The organism is Psychrobacter sp. SCQQ22, from assembly GCF_015864605.1.
GTDB lineage: Bacteria > Pseudomonadota > Gammaproteobacteria > Pseudomonadales > Moraxellaceae > Psychrobacter > Psychrobacter fozii.
In genome coordinates this window covers 184,724-211,485 of record NZ_JADYWZ010000006.1, presented here as the reverse complement: position 1 = coordinate 211,485, position 26,762 = coordinate 184,724, and the positions used below count along the sequence as shown (strand labels likewise).

26 protein-coding genes and 1 pseudogene are annotated in these 26,762 nt (G+C 42.7%); 15 read left to right on the top strand and 12 right to left on the bottom strand.

What is annotated here, in order from left to right:
- The first annotated feature begins 38 nt into the window (after positions 1 to 38).
- The 3 genes from I6E84_RS09865 to I6E84_RS09855 all read left to right on the top strand — a co-directional run bounded on the left by I6E84_RS09865 (position 39) and on the right by I6E84_RS09855 (position 3,231).
- A complete protein-coding gene (locus I6E84_RS09865; protein ID WP_197217758.1) occupies positions 39 to 1,283 on the top strand; it encodes a dicarboxylate/amino acid:cation symporter in 1,245 nt (414 codons plus the stop codon).
- 124 nt (positions 1,284 to 1,407) lie between these two features.
- Entirely contained in the window at positions 1,408 to 2,694 is a 1,287-nt protein-coding gene (locus tag I6E84_RS09860) for an aminotransferase class V-fold PLP-dependent enzyme (RefSeq protein ID WP_197217756.1), read from the top strand.
- A 225-nt stretch (positions 2,695 to 2,919) separates the two neighbouring features.
- Complete coding sequence (locus I6E84_RS09855) at positions 2,920 to 3,231, top strand: DUF1244 domain-containing protein (RefSeq protein WP_110922810.1); 312 nt, start codon at positions 2,920 to 2,922, stop codon at positions 3,229 to 3,231.
- An 87-nt stretch (positions 3,232 to 3,318) separates the two neighbouring features.
- Here the strand turns inward: I6E84_RS09855 and I6E84_RS09850 are convergent, their stop codons facing one another.
- The 4 genes from I6E84_RS09850 to I6E84_RS09835 all read right to left on the bottom strand — a co-directional run bounded on the left by I6E84_RS09850 (position 3,319) and on the right by I6E84_RS09835 (position 6,951).
- A complete protein-coding gene (locus I6E84_RS09850) occupies positions 3,319 to 3,762 on the bottom strand; it encodes an SRPBCC family protein (protein WP_197217755.1) in 444 nt (147 codons plus the stop codon).
- 101 nt (positions 3,763 to 3,863) lie between these two features.
- Positions 3,864 to 4,868 carry a 23S rRNA pseudouridine(2604) synthase RluF gene (rluF, locus tag I6E84_RS09845; protein WP_197217752.1) on the bottom strand — a complete coding sequence of 335 codons (1,005 nt, stop codon included), beginning with the start codon at positions 4,866 to 4,868 and terminating at the stop codon, positions 3,864 to 3,866.
- A 411-nt stretch (positions 4,869 to 5,279) separates the two neighbouring features.
- On the bottom strand, positions 5,280 to 6,152 hold the full coding sequence (locus I6E84_RS09840; protein ID WP_197217750.1) for an alpha/beta fold hydrolase: 873 nt from the start codon (positions 6,150 to 6,152) through the stop codon (positions 5,280 to 5,282).
- 7 nt (positions 6,153 to 6,159) lie between these two features.
- A complete protein-coding gene (locus I6E84_RS09835) occupies positions 6,160 to 6,951 on the bottom strand; it encodes a class II aldolase/adducin family protein (RefSeq protein ID WP_227681441.1) in 792 nt (263 codons plus the stop codon).
- Between the two features lie 85 nt (positions 6,952 to 7,036).
- On the opposite strand from I6E84_RS09835, the gene I6E84_RS09830 reads away from it, so the two are divergent.
- The gene (locus I6E84_RS09830) at positions 7,037 to 7,726 is read left to right on the top strand and encodes a Crp/Fnr family transcriptional regulator (RefSeq protein WP_197217748.1); all 690 of its coding nucleotides are present in this window, start codon (positions 7,037 to 7,039) and stop codon (positions 7,724 to 7,726) included.
- 256 nt (positions 7,727 to 7,982) lie between these two features.
- Positions 7,983 to 8,531, top strand: a complete 549-nt coding sequence (locus I6E84_RS09825) for an RNA 2'-phosphotransferase (protein WP_197217746.1) — start codon at positions 7,983 to 7,985, stop codon at positions 8,529 to 8,531.
- A gap of 184 nt (positions 8,532 to 8,715) precedes the next feature.
- Here I6E84_RS09825 and I6E84_RS09820 read toward each other — a convergent pair whose 3' ends face one another.
- Entirely contained in the window at positions 8,716 to 9,420 is a 705-nt protein-coding gene (locus tag I6E84_RS09820; RefSeq protein ID WP_197217744.1) for a hypothetical protein, read from the bottom strand.
- 182 nt (positions 9,421 to 9,602) lie between these two features.
- The gene (gene arfB, locus I6E84_RS09815) at positions 9,603 to 10,016 is read right to left on the bottom strand and encodes an alternative ribosome rescue aminoacyl-tRNA hydrolase ArfB (RefSeq protein WP_197217742.1); all 414 of its coding nucleotides are present in this window, start codon (positions 10,014 to 10,016) and stop codon (positions 9,603 to 9,605) included.
- Between the two features lie 388 nt (positions 10,017 to 10,404).
- Here arfB and I6E84_RS09810 point away from each other — a divergent pair, with 388 nt between their 5' ends.
- The 5 genes and pseudogenes from I6E84_RS09810 (at position 10,405) to I6E84_RS14200 (ending at position 14,846) form a co-directional block, all read left to right on the top strand.
- Positions 10,405 to 12,279 (top strand): autotransporter domain-containing protein, encoded by a 1,875-nt coding sequence (locus I6E84_RS09810; RefSeq protein WP_197217740.1) that lies wholly within the window; start codon positions 10,405 to 10,407, stop codon positions 12,277 to 12,279.
- Between the two features lie 282 nt (positions 12,280 to 12,561).
- Complete coding sequence (locus I6E84_RS09805; protein ID WP_197217739.1) at positions 12,562 to 12,885, top strand: hypothetical protein; 324 nt, start codon at positions 12,562 to 12,564, stop codon at positions 12,883 to 12,885.
- A gap of 15 nt (positions 12,886 to 12,900) precedes the next feature.
- Positions 12,901 to 13,089: pseudogene (locus tag I6E84_RS14255) on the top strand (TonB-dependent receptor plug domain-containing protein); the annotation flags it as partial.
- Positions 13,090 to 13,299: 210 nt separating this feature from the next.
- On the top strand, positions 13,300 to 14,433 hold the full coding sequence (locus I6E84_RS09800) for a TonB-dependent receptor domain-containing protein (protein WP_320158641.1): 1,134 nt from the start codon (positions 13,300 to 13,302) through the stop codon (positions 14,431 to 14,433).
- Positions 14,430 to 14,846, top strand: coding sequence for a TonB-dependent receptor domain-containing protein (locus tag I6E84_RS14200; RefSeq protein WP_197217737.1), 417 nt, complete (start codon positions 14,430 to 14,432; stop codon positions 14,844 to 14,846). Before I6E84_RS09800 ends, I6E84_RS14200 begins: the two co-directional genes overlap by 4 nt.
- A 144-nt stretch (positions 14,847 to 14,990) precedes the next feature.
- Here the strand turns inward: I6E84_RS14200 and I6E84_RS09790 are convergent, their stop codons facing one another.
- From I6E84_RS09790 to I6E84_RS09780, 3 genes are all read right to left on the bottom strand, one after another.
- The gene (locus tag I6E84_RS09790) at positions 14,991 to 15,623 is read right to left on the bottom strand and encodes a hypothetical protein (protein WP_197217736.1); all 633 of its coding nucleotides are present in this window, start codon (positions 15,621 to 15,623) and stop codon (positions 14,991 to 14,993) included.
- Positions 15,624 to 16,052: 429 nt separating this feature from the next.
- Complete coding sequence (locus I6E84_RS09785) at positions 16,053 to 17,036, bottom strand: MDR family oxidoreductase (protein ID WP_197217735.1); 984 nt, start codon at positions 17,034 to 17,036, stop codon at positions 16,053 to 16,055.
- Between the two features lie 80 nt (positions 17,037 to 17,116).
- Positions 17,117 to 17,743 carry a TetR/AcrR family transcriptional regulator gene (locus I6E84_RS09780; RefSeq protein ID WP_265090861.1) on the bottom strand — a complete coding sequence of 209 codons (627 nt, stop codon included), beginning with the start codon at positions 17,741 to 17,743 and terminating at the stop codon, positions 17,117 to 17,119.
- 241 nt (positions 17,744 to 17,984) lie between these two features.
- Between I6E84_RS09780 and I6E84_RS09775 the strand changes: the two genes are divergently transcribed.
- The 5 genes from I6E84_RS09775 to I6E84_RS09755 all read left to right on the top strand — a co-directional run bounded on the left by I6E84_RS09775 (position 17,985) and on the right by I6E84_RS09755 (position 23,548).
- A complete protein-coding gene (locus I6E84_RS09775; protein WP_227681439.1) occupies positions 17,985 to 19,184 on the top strand; it encodes a sugar transporter in 1,200 nt (399 codons plus the stop codon).
- Between the two features lie 336 nt (positions 19,185 to 19,520).
- Positions 19,521 to 20,798 (top strand): MFS transporter, encoded by a 1,278-nt coding sequence (locus tag I6E84_RS09770; protein ID WP_197100119.1) that lies wholly within the window; start codon positions 19,521 to 19,523, stop codon positions 20,796 to 20,798.
- A gap of 167 nt (positions 20,799 to 20,965) precedes the next feature.
- The gene (locus I6E84_RS09765; RefSeq protein ID WP_197100118.1) at positions 20,966 to 21,646 is read left to right on the top strand and encodes a glutathione S-transferase family protein; all 681 of its coding nucleotides are present in this window, start codon (positions 20,966 to 20,968) and stop codon (positions 21,644 to 21,646) included.
- A 20-nt stretch (positions 21,647 to 21,666) separates the two neighbouring features.
- Positions 21,667 to 22,524, top strand: coding sequence for a glutathione-dependent disulfide-bond oxidoreductase (gene yghU / locus I6E84_RS09760; protein WP_197100117.1), 858 nt, complete (start codon positions 21,667 to 21,669; stop codon positions 22,522 to 22,524).
- A gap of 439 nt (positions 22,525 to 22,963) precedes the next feature.
- Positions 22,964 to 23,548: a TetR/AcrR family transcriptional regulator gene (locus tag I6E84_RS09755; protein ID WP_197100116.1), complete on the top strand. Its 585-nt coding sequence runs from the start codon at positions 22,964 to 22,966 to the stop codon at positions 23,546 to 23,548.
- Between the two features lie 33 nt (positions 23,549 to 23,581).
- On the opposite strand, the gene I6E84_RS09750 is transcribed toward I6E84_RS09755, so the two are convergent.
- The 3 genes from I6E84_RS09750 to I6E84_RS09740 are packed head-to-tail and all read right to left on the bottom strand — an operon-like array spanning position 23,582 to position 26,716.
- A complete protein-coding gene (locus I6E84_RS09750; protein WP_197217732.1) occupies positions 23,582 to 24,307 on the bottom strand; it encodes an ABC transporter ATP-binding protein in 726 nt (241 codons plus the stop codon).
- On the bottom strand, positions 24,300 to 25,523 hold the full coding sequence (locus I6E84_RS09745; protein ID WP_197100114.1) for an ABC transporter permease: 1,224 nt from the start codon (positions 25,521 to 25,523) through the stop codon (positions 24,300 to 24,302). The genes I6E84_RS09750 and I6E84_RS09745 overlap by 8 nt, the downstream gene beginning before the upstream one ends.
- Positions 25,520 to 26,716 (bottom strand): efflux RND transporter periplasmic adaptor subunit, encoded by a 1,197-nt coding sequence (locus tag I6E84_RS09740; RefSeq protein ID WP_197217731.1) that lies wholly within the window; start codon positions 26,714 to 26,716, stop codon positions 25,520 to 25,522. Before I6E84_RS09740 ends, I6E84_RS09745 begins: the two co-directional genes overlap by 4 nt.
- Positions 26,717 to 26,762: the final 46 nt, after the last annotated feature.

The window sequence follows — 26,762 nt, the reverse complement described above, 5'->3', positions numbered from 1 at the left end:
AGAACCTCACATGAACGTAACACATAGGAAGTGTCATTATGAGAAAAAAAAGGATGCAACTAAGTACTAAAGTATTCATTGGATTTGCCATAGGTATAGCCGCAGGTATCTTCTTTAAAGAACAAGCGCTGATCGCAAAGCCCATTGGAGATCTGTTCTTAAACCTAATCAAAATGATAGTTGTACCACTCGTGGCTTTCTCAATAGCAAGTGGAATCTCCAATATGGGAGACATACAGAAGTTAAAACGTGTGGGTAGTAAAACGTTACTATTTTATGTCGTAACCACTTTGTTATCAGGAGTCATTGGACTTATTGTTGCAAATTTATTGATGCCTGGACAAGGTTTTGAGATGAATATTATTTCAACAGATCCAGTTGTAATAAAAGAGATGGCTAGTGTCTCTGAAACGCTGCTAAGCATGGTACCGACCAACCCTATTCAAGCGCTCGCTGAGGGTAACTTAATGCAAATTATTATCTTCTCCTCCTTTTTTGGTATTGGAATGACAATACTAGGCAAACAAAGCGAGCCCTTCAAGAAGGTTGTTGATAGTGGAACGGAAATAATGCTTAAGGTTACTGACATTATTATGGGATTTTCTCCTTATGGTGTTGCTGCACTAATCGCTGCCTCAGTTGGTGAGTATGGCTTGGAGATATTTGGACCGTTGGCTAAATTTATTTTGGCTGATTATGTAGCGATGATCTGCGTTGTTCTATTCTTATATATCTTCCTATTAAAGTTCGTAGCTAAAGTAAGCTTAAAAGAATTTTTCAAACATATCCCTGCCGTTTGGGCTATCACGGCAAGCACAACAAGCAGTTCAGGCTCCCTTCCAGTCACTATGAAAGTAGCAGAAGAAAAATTTGGTGTGACAAAAGAGCTAGCAGGTTTTTCTCTTCCTCTGGGTGCAACGATTAATATGAATGGCGCAGCCGTTTATTTCGCCGTTGGGACTATGTTTGTTGCTCAGATATATGGCATTGAGATGACACTCTTTCAGCAATTTATGACCATCACTATGGCAACGCTAATAGCAATTGGTTCGCCAGGGATTCCAGGTGGTGGCATCGTGATGATGGTTATTCTATTGGACTCAATTGGGTTACCTGCTGATATTATCGGCTTAATTGCGGCAATCTACAGAATAATTGATATGGGACATACCACACTCAACGTAACAGGCGACATGGTTTCAACGCTTTGTATTGCCAGAATAGAAAACTTATTTGAAGACGAGATTGAATCAAATCAAGAAGTAAAATTAGCCAAAACATAACTCTCTTCTTACATTAAACAATAGAGCTAAAACTATTAAACAAAGCAGAGAATACGGTGTTGTGACTTTATTATCTGCTTTGCTTACGCACTCTTAAATTTTAAAAAATAATAGGATAATCGTCATGAAATACAACATTGAACAAGGTGAGCTTTTCAGTAAGTCCTTGAGTGAGATGATTAAAGACAAATTTTATCACGTGGATATCGACCCAATTAATAAAACAAAAAGGCTTTTCTTTGATAACTCAGGTGGCTCGTTCAGATTGAAAGCGGCCAGTAATATTTTTAAAGAACTAGATGAATTACCAGACTGTCCGGAACATGGTAATACAACTGCGAAATGGCTAATGGATATCCAAGAAGAAGGTTATCGTTCCATAGAAACCATCTTAAATATTGATAAAGGCAGTATCGTTACATCGCTCACTGCCTCTATGGTCATGTTTGATATAGTCAGAACTGTGATGGAGAATGTACCTGGCAGTAATGTGGTGACGACTTTGTTAGAACACCCTTCGGCTTATGACGCAATGGCTTCTTATGCCAAAGCGACAGGGAAAGAGTTAAGAGTGGCTAAGACTAACCCTGTGACGGGTGGCGTCGATGTTGAGGATGTGATCAAACTGATTGACCAAGATACGTGTTTATTAAGCTTTATGTATGCATCAAATGTGTCTGGTGCCTTGTTAGATGAAGCCAAAATAGTGGCCGAAGCAAGAAAGATTAAACCTGATCTGTATATTGTGGCTGATGCAGTACAACATGCACCACATGGGATTATCGATGTGAGCAAAGTCCCCGTTGACGGGATTAATTTTGCGCCTTATAAGTTTTTTGGTCCACGTGGTTTTGGAGTTGGTTATGTGTCAGAGCGATTGGCGAAATTACCACACAATAAGTTAATTGCGAAACCACACGATTATTGGCAACTTGGTAGCCCTGCCCCAGCACATTTTGCAGCAGTCACTGAAGTCGTCAATTACGTGTGTTGGTTAGGAGAGCAGTTCATTACTTCAACGAAAAGAAGAGATCTTTTTGTAGAAGGTATGACCCGTATCAAATTTCATGAAAGAGCTTTAATGCACGCAATGTTAGAAGGCACTAAAAATGTACAAGGGTTAAGGCATATAGACGGCGTAAATGTCTATTTAGATTGCAAAGACTTAACCCAAAAAGACTTTATTATGGCGATTGGTTTTGACAATTTAGAATATAAAAAAGCGGTAGATCATTATGAAGCAGCAGGGGTAGTCACTTTCGAACGTTTACTATCAAGCCCTTATTCATCAAGAATGTTGGAATCATTTGGTTTGAAAGGTTCAATTCGTATATCACCAATCCACTGCCATAATCTACAAGATATAGAGGAATTTTTAGAAGTTACCAAAACACTTTGTCAGATGCAGTAATTTAACTTAGCTTAAAGGCTTTTAATCATTCCGACATATAAAAATTTTGACTGAAATGAAGTTATATTATTCACCTCATTTTAGTCAAAATATAGCTAATACAACGAGTTTGCCAAGTTTTCTTGTATACCTTTTTTAATATAGAACGACATAGGTTGCGCAATATTTATATCGTTAGTATCATTTCAGTTTTGAAATGACTCAATTACAATTAGGAAAAATATTATGGCAAAATTAGAATCAAACATTGAATTAGAAGCCGCGGCATTTCGTCGCTTACTAGCTCATTTAGACGAGCGTAAAGATGTACAAAATATCGAACTGATGAACCTTGCCGACTTTTGTCGTAACTGTTTATCCAAATGGTATAAAGCTGCTGGTGAAGAGCGTGGTATTGAAATCGAATACGAGGATGCGCGCGAGCTTGTTTATGGTATGCCTTACTCTGAGTGGAAAGAGAAGTATCAACAGAAAGCAACGCCCGAGCAGTTAGCACGCTTTAACGAGATTGAAGCAGCTAAGAACAAAGCGGATTAAAGCTGACAGTGATGGCTCAAATAAAATAACCCATCACTAGGGCATGTCCTAAATAATCATATCAAAAAAGCCAATACTGCCGCTAGATTAGCGGCTTTCTATAGATTTGAGTATGCTACTAAACCCTATGGTTCCTTGTTTCTGCATTTGACGGTCAAATAGGCGACCGACTAATGGCAATGGTACCGTCAATCGACCCTCAGATACCCAAGTCACGTGTGTGGTTCCATCGCCCAAGTCTTTTAAATCAATAACGCCTTTATCATGTTGCATTTTTATAGGTCTAGATTTTTCGATTTGGTATTGCATATGAGTAGGACGCTCAAATGCCGTAATTCGCTCCCAAAACTTAACAGGTCCCGATTGAATGGTACGTAAAGCCCCAACGCCATTGCGCTCCTCGTCACCTTCATTCACCAACTTAGCTACACCTACGGCTTTAAATGAGCCATAACTGGCATGGTCGCTCAGTGCTTCAAATACCTCATCAATCGGTTTTTTGACAATGCGTTCTACTTTTATTTTAAACATAATATTATCCTGTTAAAGTCAAAGTTAAAATTAGTTAGCTTACGGACATTTAAAACATGAATAAAGCAGTCGCACGTTAAAAGCTTATGATCGCGAAACTACTACCGCTTAGACCCTCGGCCTTTTGAAGGACGCCTGCCATTGGTAGCGGGTTTGCCATTGCCTCCAGACTTACTACTACCCCCTGACGGCTTACCACGACTAGTAGGACGTCCATCCCTACCTTTAGAACCCGCTGGCTTTTTAGCATCATCCTTAGCGTATTTGTTACGCCCCTTTGCCGCACCCGCCGATTTTGAAGATGGTTTTGACTTTGATGAAGCATCGGTACGAGGTTTTTTTCGTGGCGCATTACTAGATTTCTTAGGTGGCTTACTGTCTTGCGAAGAAGAGTCTTCTATAGATTTGAGTAAAACAGACAACTCTTTTGGCGTCAAATCTCGCCAGTCTCCAACAGGCGTACCCTTGAGACTTACATTCATAATCCGCGTACGCTCAAGTTTTACGACTTCATAACCAAAATGCTCACACATACGGCGAATTTGACGGTTTAGACCTTGAACTAGCGTGATGTTAAACACATTGGGCGCTACTTTAGTCACTGGGCATTTTTTCGTCATCTTGCCAAGCATCGGCACACCGCCCGCCAAACCCTCAATGACACTGTCGGTTAACGGCTTATTGACCGTGACCAGATACTCTTTTTCATGGTTATTACCAGCACGTAGCACCTTGTTGACTAGATCGCCATTATTGGTCAAAAAGATTAACCCTTGGGAATCTTTGTCCAAACGTCCAATCGGGAAAATACGTAAACTATGCCTCACAAAATCGACAATGTTATTTTTCTCAGAGCTTTCTGTGGTGCTCACAATGCCCACTGGCTTATTCAAAACAATAAACACAAAATCATCGGGCTCTCGTGGCTCAATAAGCTGCCCATTGACCTTTACCGCATCTCCAGCAACCACTTGGTCGCCTACTTGAGCACGCTTGCCATTAATGTACACATTACCTTGTTCAATAAAGCGATCAGCATCTCGCCTGGAGCAGATACCGCTTTCGCTGATGTATTTATTTAAACGAGTCGAGGAAGCGTTAAACATAAAGCACCGTTTTACCTGAGGAAAAGCTTTTTTGCTCAAAAAGCCTAAATTGAATGGATTATCAATAACGAAATAGCTCTCATTATATAGGAAATTCAGCGTCCCTTTGAGGAGAGATGAGCGAAGAGTTAGAAATATATCCAGAGTTGTGTCAATCAGAATGGCGTCAAAATCACTTTTTCATCATATCAAAGGTTTAAAAAATGGATAAGCATTAAAAAATGTAGGAGGGATTGAGCTTGTCGCTTCAATTTTTTGAGCCTAATTTACTTTGACCTATGCTATTCATTCCGTGATGCGCTTTTCTAACTCAGCTAACAGCTTATACGCACTTGAGACTCAAGCAATGAGAATAGAATAAAAAACGCAGAGCACCACTTGATGCCCTGCGTTTGTTAGATTGAACGGTATCTACAGAATACTGCGTCTAAATTGTAGATAGGCCGCTGTGATTGCCGCCGCATCCTCTATCTGCGGATAATGACCTAACATAGGCATATTGGTTACATTAGCATCGGGTATCAACTGACGATAACGATCAATCATATGCTGTCCTGAGATGGGATCTTTGGCACCAGCAATCAGTTTAACTGGTACAGTACTATTGATAATGGCACCTACCCATCGATCTCGGTACTGCTGGCGTTGGGGGATATAGTTAATCAACTTATGCATCACACCCAACCCATCATTGTGACTTAACAGCTGCCATAGCGTATCTATCACCTCTGACGTGGGCGGCGTGTTGGGTCCAAATATCCGCTGTAAACTACCCGCAAATTTCTGTTTATTAATTAACTTCGATACCAAAAAACCTAATGGCGAGAGCAATAGATTCTGTACCAAGATAGGTTTGTGCGTCTCAGGAAACAGACCACCGTTTAAAAAGCATACGCTAGCAATGTGTGGCTCAGCACTCCCTTCGACTTGTCTTGCCAGCAACTCCTGAGCCACTGTATCACCATAGTCATGCGCTAAGATATGATAATCACTGATACCCAGTTTTTCTAAAACTGCTTGATAAATATCGGCCTGCTGACTGATTAGATAGCGCGCGTTTTTGGGTTTGGCTGATAACCCAAACCCCAGCATATCGAGGGTGATGACATAATAGTGCTCGGTTAACGCGTCCCACATGCCCTCCCAGTCCCAACTTGCACTAGGATAACCGTGAATCAATAGCAATGCAGGCGCACTTTTATCCCCTGCATACCGAGTGAAGATTTGGTGCCCATGAATAGTTTCATACTGGCCCTGCCGTTGCCACTCATCAAGAGTTATCATTAGAGACTTACTCCTCAAATGATGGATCAGTGCGGCGCAGTTTTCTTAGTAACGCAGGCCATGCAATATCGCCATTCGCGCCTCTGGTCACTTGCTCTGATGCAGCTTGGATACCTGCCAAGATTTGTGCTGGTATTAGTGTCAATACACCACCCCCGCTCTGCGCTTTGATCTGAATCTCACAAGCTCTTTGCATGATATACATGTATAAAAATGCGTTGGCAACCGTATCAGCACAAGTGAGCAGACCATGGTTACGCAAAATCATAAAGTGAGCATCACCTAAATCAGCAACCAAACGGACTTTTTCTTCAGGGTTTAATGCGACGCCTTCATAATCGTGATATGCCAAGTTGGATAGCGGAAATAATGACTGTTGCGAGATGGGTAGTAAGCCTTTTTCTTGCGCTGAAACGGCAACGCCATCATTTGTGTGCAGATGAATGACGCAGTGCGCATCATCACGAGCCTCGTGCACAGCACTATGAATGATAAACCCAGCTGGGTTTACGTCGAACTCTGATGGTGCTACTTTTTCGCCTGATTTATTGACCTTAACCAGACTGGATGCTGTAATCTCTTCGAATAACATGCCGTATGGATTGATTAAAAACTCATCCTCAGTACCCGGTACGCGTGCAGAGATATGAGTGAATACCAAATCGTCCCAGCCATAAGAAGCAATCATTCGATAACAGGCGGCAAGATTTACTCGCATCTGCCACTCTTGTTCGCTCATATTATGGTGTACACTCGATGATGAGTCCATTGATGTATTGGTTTGCATAGCTGTTTGCATGGTGTATTCCTTTACTGTTTTAGATATCCCGAATTATTACCTTACACCATTTCATAAAACCAAATCTGTCAAAAACATTACACTTATGAATATTAATCATTATTTAAATAACGACCCATGGTTTAGTCAACTACCAGCCATTGTGCAGCCGCTACTGGCAGGCGATGCGATGCTAAAGATATACCAAAAAGGTCAAATGATTCATGCCATCGGTGACAACGATGATGCGGCTTTACACTTTGTCGTGTCGGGTACGATCAGAGTCTGTAATGTGAGCGCTAGTGGACATGCCATGACACTGGCGCATCTATCTAGTGGCGAGTGGTTTGGTGAAATATCTATCATAGATGACAATCCTCGCACCCATGATGCGTGGACGATTAACAAAGTGACGCTAATCTCTATCCCTAGAAACCTAGTGATTCAGGCAGCGCAATCGCATCCGATTTTATACAAGCATCTCGCCCTTATTACTTGCCAGCGAATTCGCCGAGCATTTGATTGGATTGATGATGCTACCTCACTCAACACCTCAGCGCGACTGGCTAGTATGCTGATTGGACTGATCGATACTTATGGCAAGCAGACGGGAGATGATATCAAAATAGATCTGCGCTTATCGCAAGAAGAGCTTGGCTTTATGCTTGGCACTACCAGACAAACCATCAATAAAATTATTCAATCGTGGCAAAAACAGCACATTATCGAGATGCACTATGGTTTTATTACCATAAGGAATAAAACTCAGCTGATGGAAATGATGAATCCTGCATAAACTGGCTTTATCATTTGTTTTACTCACTTTTATTAGACAATGCTCTTTTTCAAAATAGATACAGTTGAATCCATATAATTTCCATACAAGGAAACTGAGCGCAAGTTATACTTTAGTATGCTTATCGAGGATGACGATGTAGCGGATTTGTATGGATTTGACTATACCTGTCATAAGGTTGATAGAGCCATGTCAAATCAGCATGCTAATGAATAAGTGTTAATATAGAAACCATTATTCCTATTGGAAAAATCTCATGAAAAAAACTAACATCGAAACCAGTAAGTTTCTAAGCTACATTCTAAGACATGAGCCTGAGTCTATAGGTTTAACACTTGATAGCGAAGGATGGGCTGATATCAATGACCTAATTCAACTGGCCAATACATCAGGCAATAATATTACTTTAGAGAAAATTCATTCTATTGTAGAGAACGATAAGAAAGGACGTTTTTCAGTTGCTAGCGATGGTCAATCTATCAGAGCCGTGCAAGGTCACTCATTGCAATCAGTAGATTTAAATTTAGAGGAGGCAACGCCTCCTGCAAGCTTGTTTCATGGTACGGCTCAACGGTTCATTGAGAGTATTAGCGCTGAAGGGCTCATATCAAAAGACAGGCAATATGTTCATTTGACAACAGATCATGAGACAGCCGTAAAAACTGGCATGCGTTATGGCAAACCTGTTGTATTAAATATTGATAGTCAAAAAATGCAAGAAGATGGGTGCAAGTTTTATCAAGCAGAAAATAATGTTTGGCTTACTTTAGCAGTGCCACCCGCTTATATAAACGTTTATAAATAGTACAGACTCTTTAGATTACATCAACTAAAACCCTGATGAGCTTATGATATACCCTCATTATAAAGGCGTGTTGAACATTCAATAATAGCCTTAATAGCAGCTATCGGTGAATGCTCAACACGCCTTAGACACAACTCATATGGAATACGCCGCGACAGCCTAGTTTATAGGCTTATCTTTTATACTACTCGGCATCATCTAATAACTTGTTCAGTGCCTCTACCATGGCATCATCTATGATATTGTCTTCTACGTAGTTGACTATCCCATCTATAGTCGACAGATCCATTTCACGAATGCCTAAGCTGGCTAGCTGCTCATTGATAGATTCTAAGCTTTCATTATCTTCAGCGTCATCCAATAGATGCTCTTCGAATCTACCTCTAACGAACCAATACATTTTTTCTAACAAGCTTTCTTTTTTGGTTAACGTCGAATAGCCATCACCGTAAATAAATAAATTGAAATGATAAGGTATCTCTACATCATTGATGAAAAAAGCACGTTTACATTCTAATGTGTAAGCTTGAATGTCTTCGTTTTCAACACCTTCGTCATTTTTATTGTCTTCATCATATTCAATCGCCTCTTCTATCAATCCACCTAGTATTTGATAGTTGCCTACTTTGATTTTGTGATTATAAATAATACTCGATTCCGCAATGGCTTCAAAAATAATAGCACTAACGTCTAACGTATTATTATCAATGTCATAAAATCTTTTGAGTGCTGGCAAAAACTCAGTCAACTGTTCTTCAGGCACTTGAATGAGAAACTGCTGCTCGTATATTTTAATCATATCTTCAGGAGCATAGGCATTAGCACTATCAGTCTCATTCCTACCGATAGGCTGCAAGGGTAAAAAGTTAAACGGGTTATCATTGGTCATTCAGAACTGCCTTTTTTATTTGGATTAACGTTGTTAAGTGTGAGCCATTACTTATTTGTAATAGCTTATAAGTGCACGACTGTTTACAATGTCACAGCGACTTAAAATCTATGGGCATATTGTCTCTTATTCAGACACTTTTAGATATATATGCGACTCAAAATAGAAGTATTTATAGCAGGTTAAAAGTCTACCTTACCTCGCAATGCCTTGGTTTTACCTCGCTGGGTTTTTTTATCTACACGTTTACGCTTAGCATTTCTACTGGGCCTTGTAGGCTTTCGGTTTTTGCTGATAGAAGTGGCCTGTATAATAAACTGTTGCAAGCGCTCAAGAGCATCCGCCTTATTTCTTTCTTGCGTGCGAAATTGCTGCGCTTTTAGTACAAACACGCCTTCTTTACTAATGCGATTATCATTACTGGCCAAGAGACGCTCTTTTTGCGGAGCGCTGAGACTTGAAGTTGTTATATCAAAACGCAGATGAATGGCAGAAGAGACTTTATTGACATTTTGCCCGCCAGCACCTTGCGCACGTATGGCGCTAATCTCTACCTCGTGGTCATTGAGTCTGATAGTGTTGCTAATGAAAATCATGATTTGCTTTTATATAAATAATCCATAATGTCTGCTCATCATAAATCATTATCGATAAAGCAGCCACTTTATAGTCAATTCTCTATAAAAAAGTGACAGCGTTAACCTCACTTGAAGTATCACAGTTACATTTGCAGTCGGTTACCTTGTTTCTCTTTTATAGAGAATCAACTATGCAATATTAATAATGACAGCAATCGTTAAAGAGTGACGTTTTAAAGCTCTCTGGCATTAAATATTGCTTAGGATTTTGAGATTATATTGACCTAAAGATTAATAAGACCCATTAAAATAAGATAGGACTATACAGTCAAATAGATTGCTAGGTTTTTAAAAAGTAGTTACAATCGGTTAATAATCCCGCCATATTTACGACAAGGAAGTCGATATGTCTCATCATACACCTCGTGCTGTTATTAAACGCCCTACTCTAAAAACCCTTACTCAGAGCATACTAGCCATTACACTATGTACGGCCGGACTCTCTCATGCTAATGACTATAGTAGCGTGACATTTTTTGGTGACAGTTTAACGGATGGTGGATACTTAAGTCCACTTACCCAAGGCACTTTTGGACTTGAGGAATCAGGTCAGTTCACTACCAACCCTGACAATACATGGGCAACCTCATTCGCTGAGCAGCTAGGTACAACCGCTGTCGCCAATACCTATGATGGTAGTCAAACGGGTAATAACTATGCCATTGGCGGCGCAAGAGCAGGCGTAGACGTCACTGCTTTTGGCATTCCAGTGGCTTCTGCCAATAGCCAAGTCGATAGCTATGTCGCCAATAACAAAGTAGATCCCAATGGACTATATGTTGTTTGGGCAGGCGCAAATGATTTACTTGCTGCGGCTACAGATCCTGATAATGCCCAAACTACGATACTTGGCGCAGTGGCTAGTCAGGTCGACACCATCAATACACTAAAAGACAATGGTGCAAACTATATTTTAGTACCCAATATTCCTGATATCGGTCTAACACCTAGAGCTATCGAGCAAGGAGCTGTAGCACAAGCGCAAAGTACTGGTGTAACTAGTCTATATAATCAATTTATGCTCAGTGGTGTGGCAAATACTGGGGCTAATATCATACCGTTAGATATGTTTAGCTTATTGCAAGAAGTCGCAGACAACCCTACCGCCTACGGCTTTACTAATATCACGACACCTGCTTGTAATACAGACAGCTCGCTCACTTGTGGATCAAGCGACTTAGTCACTCCAGATGCCAACGAAACCTACTTTTTTGCGGATGGCATACATCCGACCGGTAGTGCGCATCAAATGATTGCTGACTATGCAAATGCTGTTGTGACTGCGCCTAGCCTAATCGGTGTCCTGCCACATATTGCAACTACCACAGGACTGGCAACCAATGAGCGCTTACAATCTCACGTCAACCAAATCCAAAGCAGTGAGCAAAAGCCTGACCGTACGTTATGGGCGGTAGGTGAGTTTGAAGATCAAGACATCGCAGGGTTTGATAGTGATAACAATACACAAGTACTATTCGGCGTAGACTTTGCTCATCCCAATTCAGCCAACGCAGTCACTGGCTTATATGGCAATATTACTCAAAAAGAATTTGATAACTCAGGTGTCGCCACGGGTTTAAGCAATATTGAATTAGATGAAGTAGGTTTTGGTGTCTATCATAGCAATACGCTAGACAATTTTGGTGGCGTACAAATTAACGGTGCTGTTGGTTTTGGCAATATGGATGTGGATGTCACACGCGCCGTCACGCTCGGCAGCTATAAACAAGAATTTAAATCAAATGCTGATGGCAAACGTTTTTATGCCAACGTACAGGCCGGCTACCCAATGCAAGTAAGCAGCGTTGCTATCACCCCATATATTGGTGCAACTGCTAGCCGTGTAAAGATCAGTGAGCTTGAAGAACAAGAAAACTCTGGCATCGCCATGCAGTTCGATGAGCAAAAATATACCACGACTTATGGCAAGCTTGGGGTCAAAGCCAATCATAATGTCATGGAAAAACTAAACGTGTTCGGTGATATCCATTATCAAAAGCAGCTAAGTGACAATCGTGAAGCCGTAACAGCACGCCTAAACACATTGTCTAACATTAGCTTTAGCACACCAATGGCACAAACTGACGATGACAACTTTGCAATGACACTTGGGCTATCTAGGGACTTTGGTCAACTGAGTGCCAATGCAGGTGTTACGCATTCACAAGGTGATGATGATAAATCAACGAGTTTATTTGTTGGGCTTAGCGGCGCATTTTAAATAGCTCTGTCATTAAATCCTAAAATGTAAAGTGTAGAGTGTAAAATCACTACAGTGAAAATCTTATAGAACCGTCTAATGCAAAGAGCATTAGACGGTTTTTCTCTGTGTATCTGAGACTATTTTCAATAGCTACCCTCTTCCATTAGTTACATATTCATCATACTCGTCATCTTCTAAGACATATTCGGTCAGCTTTATTTACCAAACCATAACCTATAGACATACTTAGATGATAAAGGTATCATTAACAATTATCATTTACACTACGGTTCCATCATTATGTCTAAGCGCCATACTTTATCTCGTACTTTGCCCTACTCTCGTTTGTATAGCGCCATTCTAACCACCCTACAGACTTCTAAAAAAGCGCCTATGGTTCTAGCTGTAGGAACGCTATTGCAATTCAGTCCAGCATTTGCTGACACAACGATTGATACCGACCAAAGTGCTCAGCCAAGTGTCACGCTTGATCCTATCGTGGTGGTTGCCAACCAAACGCCAAAAGCAATCTCTGATATTCCGGCGACTGTCTGGTATATCGATGAATACAAAGTCGATGAAGCGGCACGTACGGGTAAGCGTTTAGGCGACTTTATCGCTTAAGAAGTACCCTCCCTCGATTTGGGTAGCAGCGGTCGTACAAGCGCAGGTCAAAACTTGCGTGGGCGTAGTATGCAAGTAATGATTGATGGGGTGTCACTCAATTCATCACGGGCTATCAGTCGTTATCTAGACTCGATTAGCATGGAAAATATCGAGAGTATCGAAGTATTGTCTGGTGCATCAGCAGTCTATGGTGGTGGTGCTACCGGTGGTATTATCAATATTAAGACCAAAAAAGCACAAGCTGGTGAACCACAAATCACCACCTCTATACAAGCAACATCAGGTTTCCAAGATGAGGATGACATCTCTTACAAAGGTCACGCCTCAATCGGCGGTGGTACAGAAAATATCAAAAGTAAGCTAGCCGTCACTTATGAACAGACCGGCTCTTTCTTTGATGGCAGCGGTAAAATGCTGGTTCCTGATACCACTCAGGGTTCGTTGCAAGACAATGAGACCATTGATATCTTGGCCAGCACACAGCTCCAGATAGATGAGAAGCAAACCTTAGACTTGTCAGCACAGTACTATAATAGTGAGCAAGACACAGATTACGGTATTCAGTATGATCTAACCACTTATCCATTCGGTGCCGAGATTAGTGACGGTTTTGAGAGTGATCGACAAGCCAGCACGGAACGTCAGCAATACAATGCCAATTACCACAATACTGAGCTATTCGGTCATGAAGTATATGCTCAGCTCTCACATCGTACCGAAGAGCTGAGCTTTATTCCATTCATCTATGGCACTTACTTTGCCGCTTCAGAGCAGTCAACTGACGTGACTTCAGCACGTGTCGCACTAAGCAAGGATTGGACTGAAAAGCTCAAGTTAACCTATGGTATCGACGGCTATCAAGACAAACTTGACAGTAATAAAATGATATTTAATCAGGGTACGAGCATTGCTACTGGTGGTCTGGTCAATGATGAGTTTGCCACCGTTGGACGCTACCCTGGCACTGAGGTAAATTCTATCGCTGGTTTCATTCAAGGTGATTATGAGCTAACCAATAAGCTAAGCGCGACAGCTGGTATGCGCTACCAACACCTAAACAATAAAATCGATGATTTTGTCTCTAGCACAGTACAGACTGATATTGCTTTAGGCAATGCCACGGGTGGTGACGCGATCCCTGGCGGTAGCACTGACTATAATGTCAACTTATTTAATCTGGGACTTAACTATAAACCTACCAGTAACCTACGCTACTTCGCAAACTTCTCACAAGGTTTTGAGTTGCCTGATCCTGCTAAGTTTTATGGTCAAGGCATCTATGCAAAAAATGCAGCAAACTATTATGAGCTTGTTAATGGCTCTAATGTCTCTGGTACCGAACTTGATGGCATCAAAACTGATAGCTACGAGTTAGGCACGTCGTTCAATCACAACAATTTGACGGGTCAGCTGACTGGTTACTATAGCGTATCGGATGGCAGTATCGATTATGATCGCAGCACACTGCTGATCACTCAAAGTGATAATAAAAAGCGTGTGTATGGTGTTGAAGCAAAGGGCGATATGCGATTAATGACAATGTGAGCATCGGCGCACTGGCACATTGGGTCAAAAGCGAGACGCAGGTTGATGGTAGCTACGAAGATACTGTCGTGACTGACACCAGCCCAGCCAAATACGCTCTGTGGACACGCTGGGAAGATGACAACCAAGCGCTTAAGCTACAAGCAAATATGATGCGTGACGTCTCAGGTTATGATTCAAGTAGCGACTCTACTCAAGAGCTAGATGGCTATACTACGGTTGACCTTGATTACACTTACTTCTTACCTTCAGGTGAGTTTAGTCTAGGTGTTCAAAACTTATTGGACAAAGATTACACCACCGTTTGGGGGCAACAAGCGCAGATATATTATGGTAGCTACGCACCTGCATCAGCATTTGATTACAAAGGTCTAGGACGTACTTATACGGTTGGCTATACCCATCGTTTTTAAGTGATAGGTCAGTTTATATCATATAGATAATGTAGACTAAAAAAAGTCCCTATTCATGTGAATAGGGACTTTTTTGTTTTACAACATCTAATACTTGCTAATCGTTAAGATGTTAAATCATTAATTCTATAGAAGCTTTTGTATTCAGACATTGCTAGATTTTGGCAATCCATATGCTATGGTCTCAACCACTTCATTGTTCTGCTCAGCAATTAGTTGATAACCCTTGATCACACCATCATAGGGCAAACCGCTCACATACTGCTGATAATGATCATAGATAGCATCTTTTATGATCGATGTGCGTTTTGCTTTATTCATTTCAGCAAAATCATTAGGTAGACGTATATGAGCCAAACGCGATACTCCGCAACGAACCATCCAATTCGCATTCACAAACTCAAAATCTATCTCTGCTCGTAAACTATATGTACATAAAGACTTTGGAGGATTAACTAAATCGTGTTTGATCTGAGCAATATCTTCTGCGAATGGCTGATAAGGTATATCGAGCACTGAAAATAGCGTCGCTAAAAATTCGTCAGCGGTGAAATATTTATCAATATAGCTGCCATCAAGCCCAAGGAACTTGCTCGACAATACATGACGCAGGCGCTCACACGCAGGAATGGTATGCTTTAGCGGATAACCCATCTTTTTGATAATATCTTGCGAACGCAGCTCAAGCGTGTCTATTTGATTGATCACGTATTGCGCTAAAAGATGATGTGGGTGATAACGACGGGTATATTTGGATTGGTTGGCAACATGGCTCATGAGATTAAACACCTTAGACTCCTGTAACTCCGACAAAAAAGTATGATATAAGCCCATATGGGCAAATAAAATCAGGCACAAATGAGGATGTCGGAGTACAGGCTCATGCGCTTTACCAGAGTTCTTTTATATCGTGCTGGAAGTTGCAAGGTTTGCACACCACTGCTATTACAAGAATAGTCGGTGATGACAAAACTGTTAAACCCACGATAGACAACGCAATAATGATAGCATATTAAATGATAAAAAATAAATACCGATATGTGTGCCCGTTTGTGAATAATTGTTTTTCACTTTAAGCACTCAATCTTCGATATTTCTATATATCATTTGTTCATATGCTAGTAAGAAGCTAAATCTTTAAACGTTAGTATTAAAAAATTAGTATGGAAACACTAGTGTTAAAGCACTAAAGATATTACTTATACCTTAACGATTTACATCAACGACTATTCGACCACGAATTTTGCCATCTAACAACTCACTTGCTGTTGGAATGACTTCGCTCAGGCCAATCTCTCTTGTGATTGCATCCAATTGTGTCATATCCAGACTCGTACTCAAGCGCTTCCAAGCTTCTATACGCTCATCATAAGGTCGCGTCACGCTATTGATACCAAGCAAACTAACACCGCGCAAAATAAATGGCGCAACAGTAGCAGGGAAATCCATACCTTGAGCCAGTCCACAAGTAGCGACTAAACCATCTTCACATATACTGGCACAAACATTGGCAAGCGTGTGACTGCCGACAGAATCGATTGCAGCGGCCCATCTTTCTTTACCAAGCGCGCGTCCCGGACTGCTTAATTCCGCTCGGTCGATGATCGTCGTTGCACCAAGGCTTTTTAGGTAATCTACTTCCTCTAGGCGACCCGTAGAAGCCGTGACAGAATAGCCTTGGTTTGCCAAAAGTGCGATGGCAAAACTACCAACGCCGCCGTTAGCACCAGTCACAAGTACTTCACCGCTATCTAGTGTCAGTCCATGACGCTCCAATGCAATTAGACAAAGCATCGCGGTATATCCTGCTGTGCCAATTGCCATCGCTTGACGTTCAGTCATCGACTCAGGGAGCGGGATCAGCCAGTCACCGTTCAATCTGGCTTTCTGTGATAGACCACCCCAATACTTCTCGCCCACGCTCCAACCATTCAACAGCACCTTGTCGCCAGCTTTGTAGCGATGATGGTTGCTCGTTTCGACAGTGCCTGCTAAATCAATTCCTGGAATCATAGGAAATGTGCGTACCACAGGGCTACGACCAGTAATGGCTAATCCATCCTTATAATTGAGCGTGCTAAATGCCACACGAACCGTGACATCTCCTTCTGGTAATTGCGTGTCCTGTATCTCAGTCAGACTAGACCGATAAACATCATCATTTTTTTCAATTAATATTGCTTTAAACATAACAGCTCCTATTTAGACCAATCGTCTATAAATAAGTAAAAAATAATTTAGACCGGTCGTCTAAAAATATAGATAAAAAATTACTTCTGTAGCCCTGCCACAAACCCTCGGAAAAAAGTATCCAACGGATGGACATCTTGCACCAACTTAGCACGCAAAACAGCACCTTCCCAACCAATCCAAAAGTAAGCAGCAAGCTCATCACAATCACTATTAGAATGTATTTGTTCTTGTTGTACTGCAAGACGCAAGCAAGCCGCTAAACGCTCCTGCCAATCAAGCAATATGTTTTCTAACTCACAACGGAAACTGTCAGGCAATACGACAATCTCTTGACCTAAGTTGCCTACTAAGCAGCCGCGTCGAAATTCATGCTTAATCATGCCCGACTTAGCATCCTCAACAAAGTCACTAATACGCTGCATAGGAGACACGTGCTCATTCAAAAAACAATGATCTAGCTTACGAGCGAAATATAACGCGTATTGCCGTAATACTTCCTGTCCAAATGCTTCTTTGTTTTTGAAGTAATTGTAGAAGGAACCTTTAGGCACATTGATACGTTTGAGTATGGCATCGATACCAGTGGTCGCAAAACCTTGCTCTGTCAGCATTTCCATCCCAGATCTCAAAAGAGCCTCACGGGTATCCGTAAACTCTCGTTCAATATTGGGTGGACGCCCTCGACGGGCTTTTGGCTTAGTCATTGTCATGCATAGATATTATGACCGATCGTCTTTAATGTCAATAAATTATTTGTGAGACAGACATGCCTATTATTTTTTGATTTAAGCTTTCCTATCAACTAATTAACAATCCTTATCAAAAAAGCCCTTTAACTAATGCCGTTGACTTGGTATCTTGCCTCGCCACGCTTGTATTATCAAAATTGCTTACTCTACTATTGGCTAATCATTTTGCATTAGCACCTTCTTTGTATTGGATCTTATGAAACATACCATTGAGGCGAGCTCTGATGCTCGCCGGACTCAGTATTTTCAAGTATTCTTGATGGGCGTCAGTGCCTTTATTATGAATACCACCGAATTCGTCCCTGTCGCCTTGCTGAGCGATATTGCCCAAGACTTCTCTATCACTACAGCAGAGACTGGCTGGATGCTGACACTTTATGCTTGGATTGTCGCGGCCATGTCATTGCCACTGATGCTGCTCACCAGTCGTTTTGAGCGTAAACGTTTGCTCTTGGGACTTTTTGCGGTATTCATTGCCAGTCATGTGCTTTCCGTATTTGCGTGGAGTTTCGATGTTCTTCTCATTAGCCGAGTCGGCATTGCGCTATCGCATGCGATATTTTGGTCCATCACAGCGGCAATCGCTATACGCGTGGCACCTGAAGGCAAAAAGGCCTTGGCGCTTAGCGTGCTGGCGACTGGCACCTCATTGGCGATGGTATTGGGTGTACCACTGGGACGCTTGGTCGGTCAATGGTTTGGTTGGCGAGCGACGTTTGGTGGTATTGGCGTGATTGCTTTTATTGTATTTGTACTACAAGCGAGACTCTTACCGACGCTGCCCAGTATGTTTGAAGGGTCTTTTAGAAAGATTCCAGAGCTGCTCAAAAACCCATTGTTGGTCTGCTTATACTTGCTCATATTGCTTATTTTCACCGCGCACTATACGGCTTATTCGTATATCGAACCCTTCATGCGCCACGTTGGCTCAATCAGTGAAAACTCCGCAACGCTTGTATTACTGCTATTCGGTATCGCAGGGATTATCGGCAGCGTGATATTTAGTCGCTGGGGCGATAGATTCAATACCAGATTGATGCTGATATCGACGATACTGATGCTCGTGTCTATGCTCACACTATTGCTAGCAGTAACATCCGTATGGGCGCTCAGCTTTATTGCCTTACTTTGGGGCGCGGCGCTCATGCTGCTTATTATTTCGATGCAAGCCAAAGTCATTATGGTCGATGTCAATGCGCAAGACATGCTGATGTCGATGTTTTCCGGCATTATCAATTTGGGTATTGGTACTGGTGCGCTATTCGGTGGTTATGCTGTGACTCATATTTCACTATCAAGCGTTGGATATGTCGGTGCAGCTATCGCTGTTGTAGCGCTGCTACTGATGCTATTTATGATTAAGCGCTTTCCTGAGCTGAGTAAAAGACTCGGTTAGCTAAAAAGAAGATATCAAAAAATAGCAGTTAAAATGCCAGCCACATAAGTGAGCTGGCATTTTCTTTAATGTGGTCTACAAAATCATTTTAGCTATTTGCTTAAACACCCATTGAACGAACGTTCAGGTAAGGCTATACTAATTTTTATTGGACATAAGTATGCTTAGACTATCAATATGGTTAGGCCATAAACATAGTCGATAAAATACTGACAGGGATTAAGCACAAAAGGATGAGTGTGAAATGGATAATATTCAAAACAAGGAAGTCGTCGCCTTCGGTCTAAATATAGCTACGATGGCTATCAAGGACTTTCGACTTGTTGGAGGTTCGTGATGGCTGATGGAATGATTCAACAAGACAATAAAGGCCGAGAAAGTCAAGATAGCACCGCGCCTCTCAAGCTTGGCAAGTTGCATTATGCTTGGATAGTCGCTGCGACAGGCTCTGTGGCAATGTTCTGTGGACTTGGGTTAGGACGATTCGCATTTGGCATGTTACTGCCGTCAATGTCATCTTCATTGGGCTTAAATTACACTCAAAGCGGCATATTAGGATTCACGAACCTGATAGGCTATCTCGTTGCAGTGCTTCTAAGTCCGTTCATTCTCCCTCGGTTTGGTACTCGAGCTACTGCGACGGGCAGTCTTCTCTTAATTGCTGTCTCGATGCTCGGTATGGCTTTTACTACCAGTTTTCCCATACTCTGCGCACTCTATGTGCTAACAGGTATCGGTAGTGGCGGCGTGGTCTTACCGATGATGAGCGTCATGTCGCATTGGTTTTTCCCTTCGCACCGTGGGCTTGCTTTAGGACTGGTCATGGCGGGGCCTGGGTTTGGCATTATTCTATCGGGCTTTGTCGTACCCAAACTCTTACCCATCTCTCATCTACTGTCTTGGCAGACAGGTTGGTTAATTTTTGCCGTTATTAACATCGTGGTGGCTTGTCTTACTTTCACTTTGATTCGCAATCATCCAGACGATGTCAGTCAAAATCCTTTTGGGCGCGCACCTACTCTGCCTGTCAAAAACAAGAAAAAGCTAGAGCGCAGCAACATTAAGCTGCTCGTACATTTGGGTATTATCTTCGCCATTTATGGTGCTACTTATATGGTTTATGTCACCTTTATTGTCACCAGCATGGTTGGCTCATATCAACTGAGTGAAGCAACTGCGGGTGGTATTTGGGCATGGATTGGACTGCTTAGCGTCTTCTCAGGTATGTTGTTTGGCTGGATTTCTGATCACATTGGCAGACGTCTTGGGCTTGCTTTGGCCTTTGTTTTCCTTGCCATCGCTTATCTTCTGGTCGGGCTAACTGATTGGCATTCAGGACTGTACTTGTCCATTATCTTGTTTGGCTTAGTGGTGTGGAGTGTGCCTGTCATTATGGCTGCCTCGGCGGGCGATTATTTCGGGCCTGCAGCCGCCGCAAGTGCACTCGCCGCGCTGACTTTTGCCTTTTCAGGTGGACAGGCTCTCGGGCCAGTGGCAGCAGGCTATCTCGCAGAAATCACTGGTGACTTTAGTATCAGTTATATGGTATCTGGCATCGCCGCTTTTGTCGCGCTTGGACTTTCCCTTTTGTTACGTCCACAAAAATCAGCTTAATGAAGACCTTTTTTGCCCTTACTCTAAGCCGTAAGATAACGAACAACTACAAATAAACTTGAACGGTCGTTCATTTTTGTTTATAGTGGCTATAACAAAACGATATTTATATAATCTAAACCCGTTCAGATCTACGACCCATACTTCAATATCATAAGGATAAGATAATGCTTAAGTTCTATTTTCACCAGACCCCTAACCCTCTAAAAGTCGCTCTATATCTTATGGAGACAGGCTTACCATACGAGTTAGTACCAGTAGATACGCTAAAAGGTGAACAGCATACGCCTGAATACCGCGCTATCAATCCTAATGGTAAAGCCCCTGCTCTCGAAGATGATGGCAAACGTGTCTTTGATTCAACGGCTATATTAATGTACTTGGCCGAAAAAACAGGTCAGCTAGCAGGCGCGCCAGAAGATCGCGGTGAGATGTTGTCATGGCTCATGTTTGTAGCGACAGGTTTGGGTCCTTTCTCTGGTCAATCAGTACACTTTAGTCATAAAGCACCAGAAAAAATCCCGTATGCCATCAATCGCTATCTTCGCGAAGCAGAACGTCATTACGAAGTGCTAGACAAGCACATGGAAGGTCGTGAGTATTTAGTTGGTAATGACTACTCTATCGCTGACATTTCAGCATGGGGCTGGGTTGATAAGGCCGCATTTATATTAGGCGAACCTGGCTTAGATAACTATCCTAACCTAAAGCGCTGGTTTGCTAGCATCAACGCTCGCCCTGCCGTAGAAAAAGCACGAAATATCGCTAAAGACGTTGAGTTCAAGTCTGATTTTGATGAAGTCGCTGCACGTGCACTATATCCACAAAACTTCGCAAAAGACGCATAATTGCGCTAGGAGTTATAAAAATGACAGACCAATACGTACCACCAAAAGTTTGGACACATGACGCAGAGAGTGGCGGCAAATGGGCCAGTGTCAATCGTCCCATCTCAGGCGCTACTCATGAGCAAGCGCTACCAGTAGGCGAGCATGAGCTACAACTGTATTCTATCGCCACCCCTAATGGCCAAAAAGTAACGATTATGTTAGAAGAGTTACTGGCACTGGGCAAAGCGGCAGAGTATGATGCCCATATGATTCAGATTGGCGAAGGCGACCAGTTTGGATCGGGGTTTGTAGACGTAAACCCTAACTCGAAAATTCCAGCCCTAGTTGATCAAAGTGGTGAAGATTCTGAAGCTGTATTTGAATCCGCGTCTATTTTAGTATATCTTGCTGAAAAATTTGGCGTACTACTGCCTGAAAAAGGTAGCGAGCGTACCAAAGTTTTTAACTGGTTATTTTGGTTACATGGCTCTGCACCGTATTTGGGTGGTGGTTTCGGTCACTTTTATGCTTACGCGCCTGAAAAATTCGAATATGCGATCAATCGCTTTACGATGGAAACCAAGCGTCAGTTGGATGTATTAGATAAACAATTGGCAAAAAATGAGTTTATCGCTGGTGACGAATACAGCATTGCTGATATTGCCACTTGGCCTTGGTATGGCAATCTAGTCGTGGGTACTCAGTACGATGCGCAAGAGTTTTTGCAGGTTGATGACTATCCTCATGTGCAGCGCTGGGCAAATGCGATGTTAGCGAGACCAGCCGTACAACGCGGCCGCATCGTCAACCGCACTTGGGGCGAAGCATGGGAACAACTAGAGAATCGTCACAGCGCCCAAGATATTGATAATGTATTAGCACTAAAACCAGAGTAGATTTTATTACTAAATCTGCTCTAACCATAGTCAATTCACTCCAAAATAGTAGATTGACTATAAATATTTGTTTTGACAACCATCTGTTCTGACTGACACATCCGTTTGAATACAGATAACACTTAAAAACCAAGTGACATCATTATCAATGCAAACGATAATAGTGTTACTTGGTTTTCTGATTATTAAAACGATAGTTTTAGAACATAGTCGGTTCAATATAATTTGGATACAAGAAAGGCGAGTGAAAGTGCTACAAGTATAGTCAGCGAACTACTAAACCGCTACGGTGTTACCCTCCCTAGAGGTACTATATGTACAATCTGCGGTCGGCTGCCTTGTAGCTGTTTTAGATTTCTTTGACTATAGCAGACTAAGCGAAACTGACACCGCATCCAATTATAGCGGATTAACTATAACTGCTTTTAAGGTGAAAATTATGAGTGCACATGCGAAGTTTAATCGTGATGACGTAATCGAAAAAGCCAAAGACCTCTATTGGGAAAAAGGCTATCACGCTACGTCGATGAGAAATCTACAAGATGTGGTTGATATGCGTCCTGGCAGTATTTATGCTGCTTTTGGTAATAAAGACAGCCTGTTTAAAGAGGCGTTAAATCGCTATGCTGAACAAGGTGCTATAAACCTTGCCAACAGTATTGCCCAAGAAAAAACCAAGCTTGATGGCCTAAAACGCTTCATCCACAGCGTGACTGTTTGCAATAAAAGCACTACCCCGAGTGGCATGTGTATGATTGTCAAAACCATCAGTGAGCTGACGCAGAATGACAGTCCAGACTTGCTGACTCATGCGACCAATATTCTAGAAAATGTCGAAGCGTCTTTTGTTAAAGTTTTTCAGCAAGCCATTGATGATGGTGAGATCAACACAGATGAAAGTGCGGCTGAACTCGCCCGCTATTTTCAAATTCAAATGATCGGCTTGAGAACATATTCGCAAGTAACGAATGATACGGATGCAGTAGAAAAGTATATTGATAATATATTCGCAAGATTTTTGTAGCGTTACTTTGTGATATAGCGTTATTTTGTGATATTAGGATTCAGGTTTTTTAACATTTAGTGAATCACTTTCGATAAGACCGTCTACCAGATTGATAATCCGATCACAGGATGCCGATAGACGTGGATCATGTGTAACCAATAATACACCGCAATCACGCTCACGGTTGACCTTACGAAACAGCTCGAACACTTCGGCAGCCGTTACCGTATCTAGATTACCTGTGGGTTCATCAGCTAATAACAATGCAGGCTCTGTGATGAGCGCGCGAGCAATAGCCACTCGTTGCTGTTGACCACCTGAGAGCTCATTCGGCTTGGTATTAGCAAACTTCTCCAAACCCACCGAAGCCAGTAACTCGCGCGCTTTTTGTATGGCAGATTGATTTGGGCGACCCTTGGTCAGCATCAATGGCATTAATACGTTATCTAACGCAGTAAATGCTTGAATAAGATGATGAAACTGAAAGACAAAGCCAATACTGCCACCTCGCAGTGCCGTGCGACCAGCATCGTCCATATTACTCGTCGGCTGCCCGAGCAGATACAACTCACCACTGGTAGGCTTATCTAGCAAGCCAAGCACATTCAACAAGGTGCTTTTACCAGAGCCCGAAGGCCCGATTAGCGCAGCGAAATCATTATTATCGATGCGCAAATCGATACCATGTAGCACTTCAATTTCATTGGGCTGGCCAATATTATAAGATTTTTTTAGTGCCTCTAAACGCAGCACTTCATGCAAGTTATTATTAGACATAACGAATAGCCACCACGGGATCCAATGCGGCAGCTCGGCGCGCTGGTATAGCAGCAGCCAATACACCGGTTAGCGTCGCTAGCAACATTGCTAACAAGACAAGCTCTATAGACACTGGAATATAAAATAAACTTGGGCCAAAAGTATTAAATGCCCACACCAGCACATAACTCACCGCACTACCCAAAACAGAGCCTAGCAAGCCAAACACAGCGCCCTGAATCAGAAATATCCATAAGATCTGCTGACGGGTAGCACCAGTGGCACGTAAAATTCCAATTTCTCGAGTACGCTGTACGACACTGACAGATAGTACGCTCGCAATACCAAAGGCGACCGAAATACCCACAAAAACGATAATCATATTGGTAGACAAGCTCTGCGCTGATAGTCCACTCATTAACTGTGCATTGGTCTCGATCCAACTCTCCGCCTGCAAAGAGGTCAGACGTCCTACTTGCTCAGCAATATTGTCCGCCTCAAAGATATCGGCAACCGTTAGGTCAATCACGGTGACGCCCCCTGGCAAGCTGAGCAATGATTGTGCTTGCTTTAAGTCTAGATAGACGTAACGTGCATCCAGCTCACGGACACCCAACTCAAATATCCCAGCGACATTTACCACGGTATTGTCCTGCTCACCAGTGTCTAGTCGCAGTTTGCTACCCACTTGAACGCCGAGATTGTTGGCAAGCTCACTACCGATGAGCACATTATCAGCACCGACTCGCAGATCGCCACTGATTAGATACTCATCAAGCGGTATGATTTTTTGGTATCGTTCGAGTTCTGTTCCGACCAATACCACCGACTCCAATGCTTCTCCGCGCCGAACAAAAGCAGGTCCTGATACCACAGGCGATACTGCCGTCAGTACTGGTAGTTTATCTAAGGTAGCGGTAATCTGTTGCCAGTTATTGATAGATCGCAGCCGCTGAGGACGCTTGTCTTCTTGTATCAGCTGTGCAGTTCCCGCTGCTACTGGTGCCAATAAATTGACCTCATCTGGTGATACCAATTGAATATGAGATTGGCTACCAAGCGTTTTATCGATTAAATTGGTTTGTAAACCTTGAATTAAGGCTGTGATAAACACGATAACAGCCACACCAATAGCCACACCTAATGTAATCATCAGCGACTGCACCCGTCCCTCGCGCAAAAAACTGATCGCAATCACCGCATCGATCCATAGGCGCCCGAACAAATTTTTCACTTGGATGTTACCGTTGATTCATTACGGGTTGCTGACTCATCAGTACGCACTCGCTCACCATCGACCAATGGCGAAGTCGCATCAACCAGCACTTGATCTCCGTTATCCAGCCCTGCAATGACTTCCGACATCGCTAGACCACGAAGTCCTAATGTTATTTTTTGACGTTGTACTTTACCATCACGTAGCAACCATACTTGAGCCGTATCCTCTTCGATATTCGCTAAAGCATCATTGGGAAGCACCAAAGCCTGCTCACGGCGACCTGTTTCAATATTCACTGAAACGGTCATGTCTTGTCGTAGAAATTCAGGCACAGGATCAACCGATAGCCTAACCTCTACCGTACCTCGCTGCGAATCGATACTCGGTGCGATGAAGGTAATGCGAGTAGGGAAAGGCTGGTCTGGATACGCATCAGCGATGGCAAGTGCTTTCTGTTGTAAGGCCAATCGTGATAAATTGCGCTCATCAAGCGGTACATGTACCTCTGTATTGCCAGCAAGTGCAATGGTAAATAAAGTTTTACCTGGCTGTACTAGATCGCCCGGCTCCACATCACGAGTCAATACCGTGCCAGCAACCTTACTGCGCACTTCTGTCTTAGCCAATTGAGCCTGCAATGCCGCAATGCGCTCACGTAGTAGCGCTTCTTCAACACCGCCAGATGCCAGTGCCTTTGCTCTTAGACGCGCAGCTTCCAAGTCATTGCGAGCTTGGCTCTGGGACTGCTCCGCCTGCTCCATCTCTTCATCCGATATCGCTGAAATCGCTGCCAACTCACGTCGACGTGCGACATTACGAGTCGCCTGTGCAAGCTGCACCTCAGCTTTTGATAAGTCAATCTTTGCTTGTGGGCGCCTACTGGTCACAAGCTCAGCCAATTCAGCCTCTGCTTGACGTACTTGTGCAGCCACATCATCTGAGCTGAGTACCAATAATAAATCACCTTTTGCCACTTCGTCGCCTTCTTGTACCAAGCGCTCAAGCACGACCCCCGTCACCTCACTACCAATTTGAGTACGTGATGTCGTCACGACACGTCCAGTCGCAACCACCGTTTGTACCAATGGCATAGATGAAACTGTATAGCTAGGCAACAGCGGTCCTCGCCACCAACGAAAGATAGCAAAACCCACTGCAAGCGCTAGCAGAACAATCACAATCAAATACTTATAGTTGACAGCTCGCAATGAGTTTCTCCGATTTTGAGTAAGAGCGTCTAATACTGACGGGCAA

Bases quoted from the DNA above. Each gene is read 5' to 3' on its own strand.
- I6E84_RS09785 (WP_197217735.1), bottom strand. From the start codon at position 17,036: ATGTTTAAAGCAATATTAATTGAAAAAAATGATGATGTTTATCGGTCT.
- I6E84_RS09840 (WP_197217750.1), bottom strand. From the start codon at position 6,152: ATGATAACTCTTGATGAGTGGCAACGGCAGGGCCAGTATGAAACTATT.
- I6E84_RS09790 (WP_197217736.1), bottom strand. From the start codon at position 15,623: ATGAGCCATGTTGCCAACCAATCCAAATATACCCGTCGTTATCACCCA.
- arfB (WP_197217742.1), bottom strand. From the start codon at position 10,016: ATGATTTTCATTAGCAACACTATCAGACTCAATGACCACGAGGTAGAG.
- I6E84_RS09800 (WP_320158641.1), top strand. From the start codon at position 13,300: ATGCTGGTTCCTGATACCACTCAGGGTTCGTTGCAAGACAATGAGACC.
- I6E84_RS09825 (WP_197217746.1), top strand. From the start codon at position 7,983: ATGAAAAAAACTAACATCGAAACCAGTAAGTTTCTAAGCTACATTCTA.
- I6E84_RS09750 (WP_197217732.1), bottom strand. From the start codon at position 24,307: ATGTCTAATAATAACTTGCATGAAGTGCTGCGTTTAGAGGCACTAAAA.
- I6E84_RS09865 (WP_197217758.1), top strand. From the start codon at position 39: ATGAGAAAAAAAAGGATGCAACTAAGTACTAAAGTATTCATTGGATTT.
- I6E84_RS09755 (WP_197100116.1), top strand. From the start codon at position 22,964: ATGAGTGCACATGCGAAGTTTAATCGTGATGACGTAATCGAAAAAGCC.
- I6E84_RS09830 (WP_197217748.1), top strand. From the start codon at position 7,037: ATGAATATTAATCATTATTTAAATAACGACCCATGGTTTAGTCAACTA.
- I6E84_RS09770 (WP_197100119.1), top strand. From the start codon at position 19,521: ATGGCTGATGGAATGATTCAACAAGACAATAAAGGCCGAGAAAGTCAA.
- I6E84_RS09835 (WP_227681441.1), bottom strand. From the start codon at position 6,951: ATGCAAACAGCTATGCAAACCAATACATCAATGGACTCATCATCGAGT.
- I6E84_RS09860 (WP_197217756.1), top strand. From the start codon at position 1,408: ATGAAATACAACATTGAACAAGGTGAGCTTTTCAGTAAGTCCTTGAGT.
- I6E84_RS09775 (WP_227681439.1), top strand. From the start codon at position 17,985: ATGAAACATACCATTGAGGCGAGCTCTGATGCTCGCCGGACTCAGTAT.
- rluF (WP_197217752.1), bottom strand. From the start codon at position 4,868: ATGTTTAACGCTTCCTCGACTCGTTTAAATAAATACATCAGCGAAAGC.
- I6E84_RS09855 (WP_110922810.1), top strand. From the start codon at position 2,920: ATGGCAAAATTAGAATCAAACATTGAATTAGAAGCCGCGGCATTTCGT.
- I6E84_RS09765 (WP_197100118.1), top strand. From the start codon at position 20,966: ATGCTTAAGTTCTATTTTCACCAGACCCCTAACCCTCTAAAAGTCGCT.
- I6E84_RS09820 (WP_197217744.1), bottom strand. From the start codon at position 9,420: ATGACCAATGATAACCCGTTTAACTTTTTACCCTTGCAGCCTATCGGT.
- I6E84_RS09805 (WP_197217739.1), top strand. From the start codon at position 12,562: ATGTCTAAGCGCCATACTTTATCTCGTACTTTGCCCTACTCTCGTTTG.
- I6E84_RS09780 (WP_265090861.1), bottom strand. From the start codon at position 17,743: ATGACTAAGCCAAAAGCCCGTCGAGGGCGTCCACCCAATATTGAACGA.
- I6E84_RS09810 (WP_197217740.1), top strand. From the start codon at position 10,405: ATGTCTCATCATACACCTCGTGCTGTTATTAAACGCCCTACTCTAAAA.
- yghU (WP_197100117.1), top strand. From the start codon at position 21,667: ATGACAGACCAATACGTACCACCAAAAGTTTGGACACATGACGCAGAG.
- I6E84_RS09850 (WP_197217755.1), bottom strand. From the start codon at position 3,762: ATGTTTAAAATAAAAGTAGAACGCATTGTCAAAAAACCGATTGATGAG.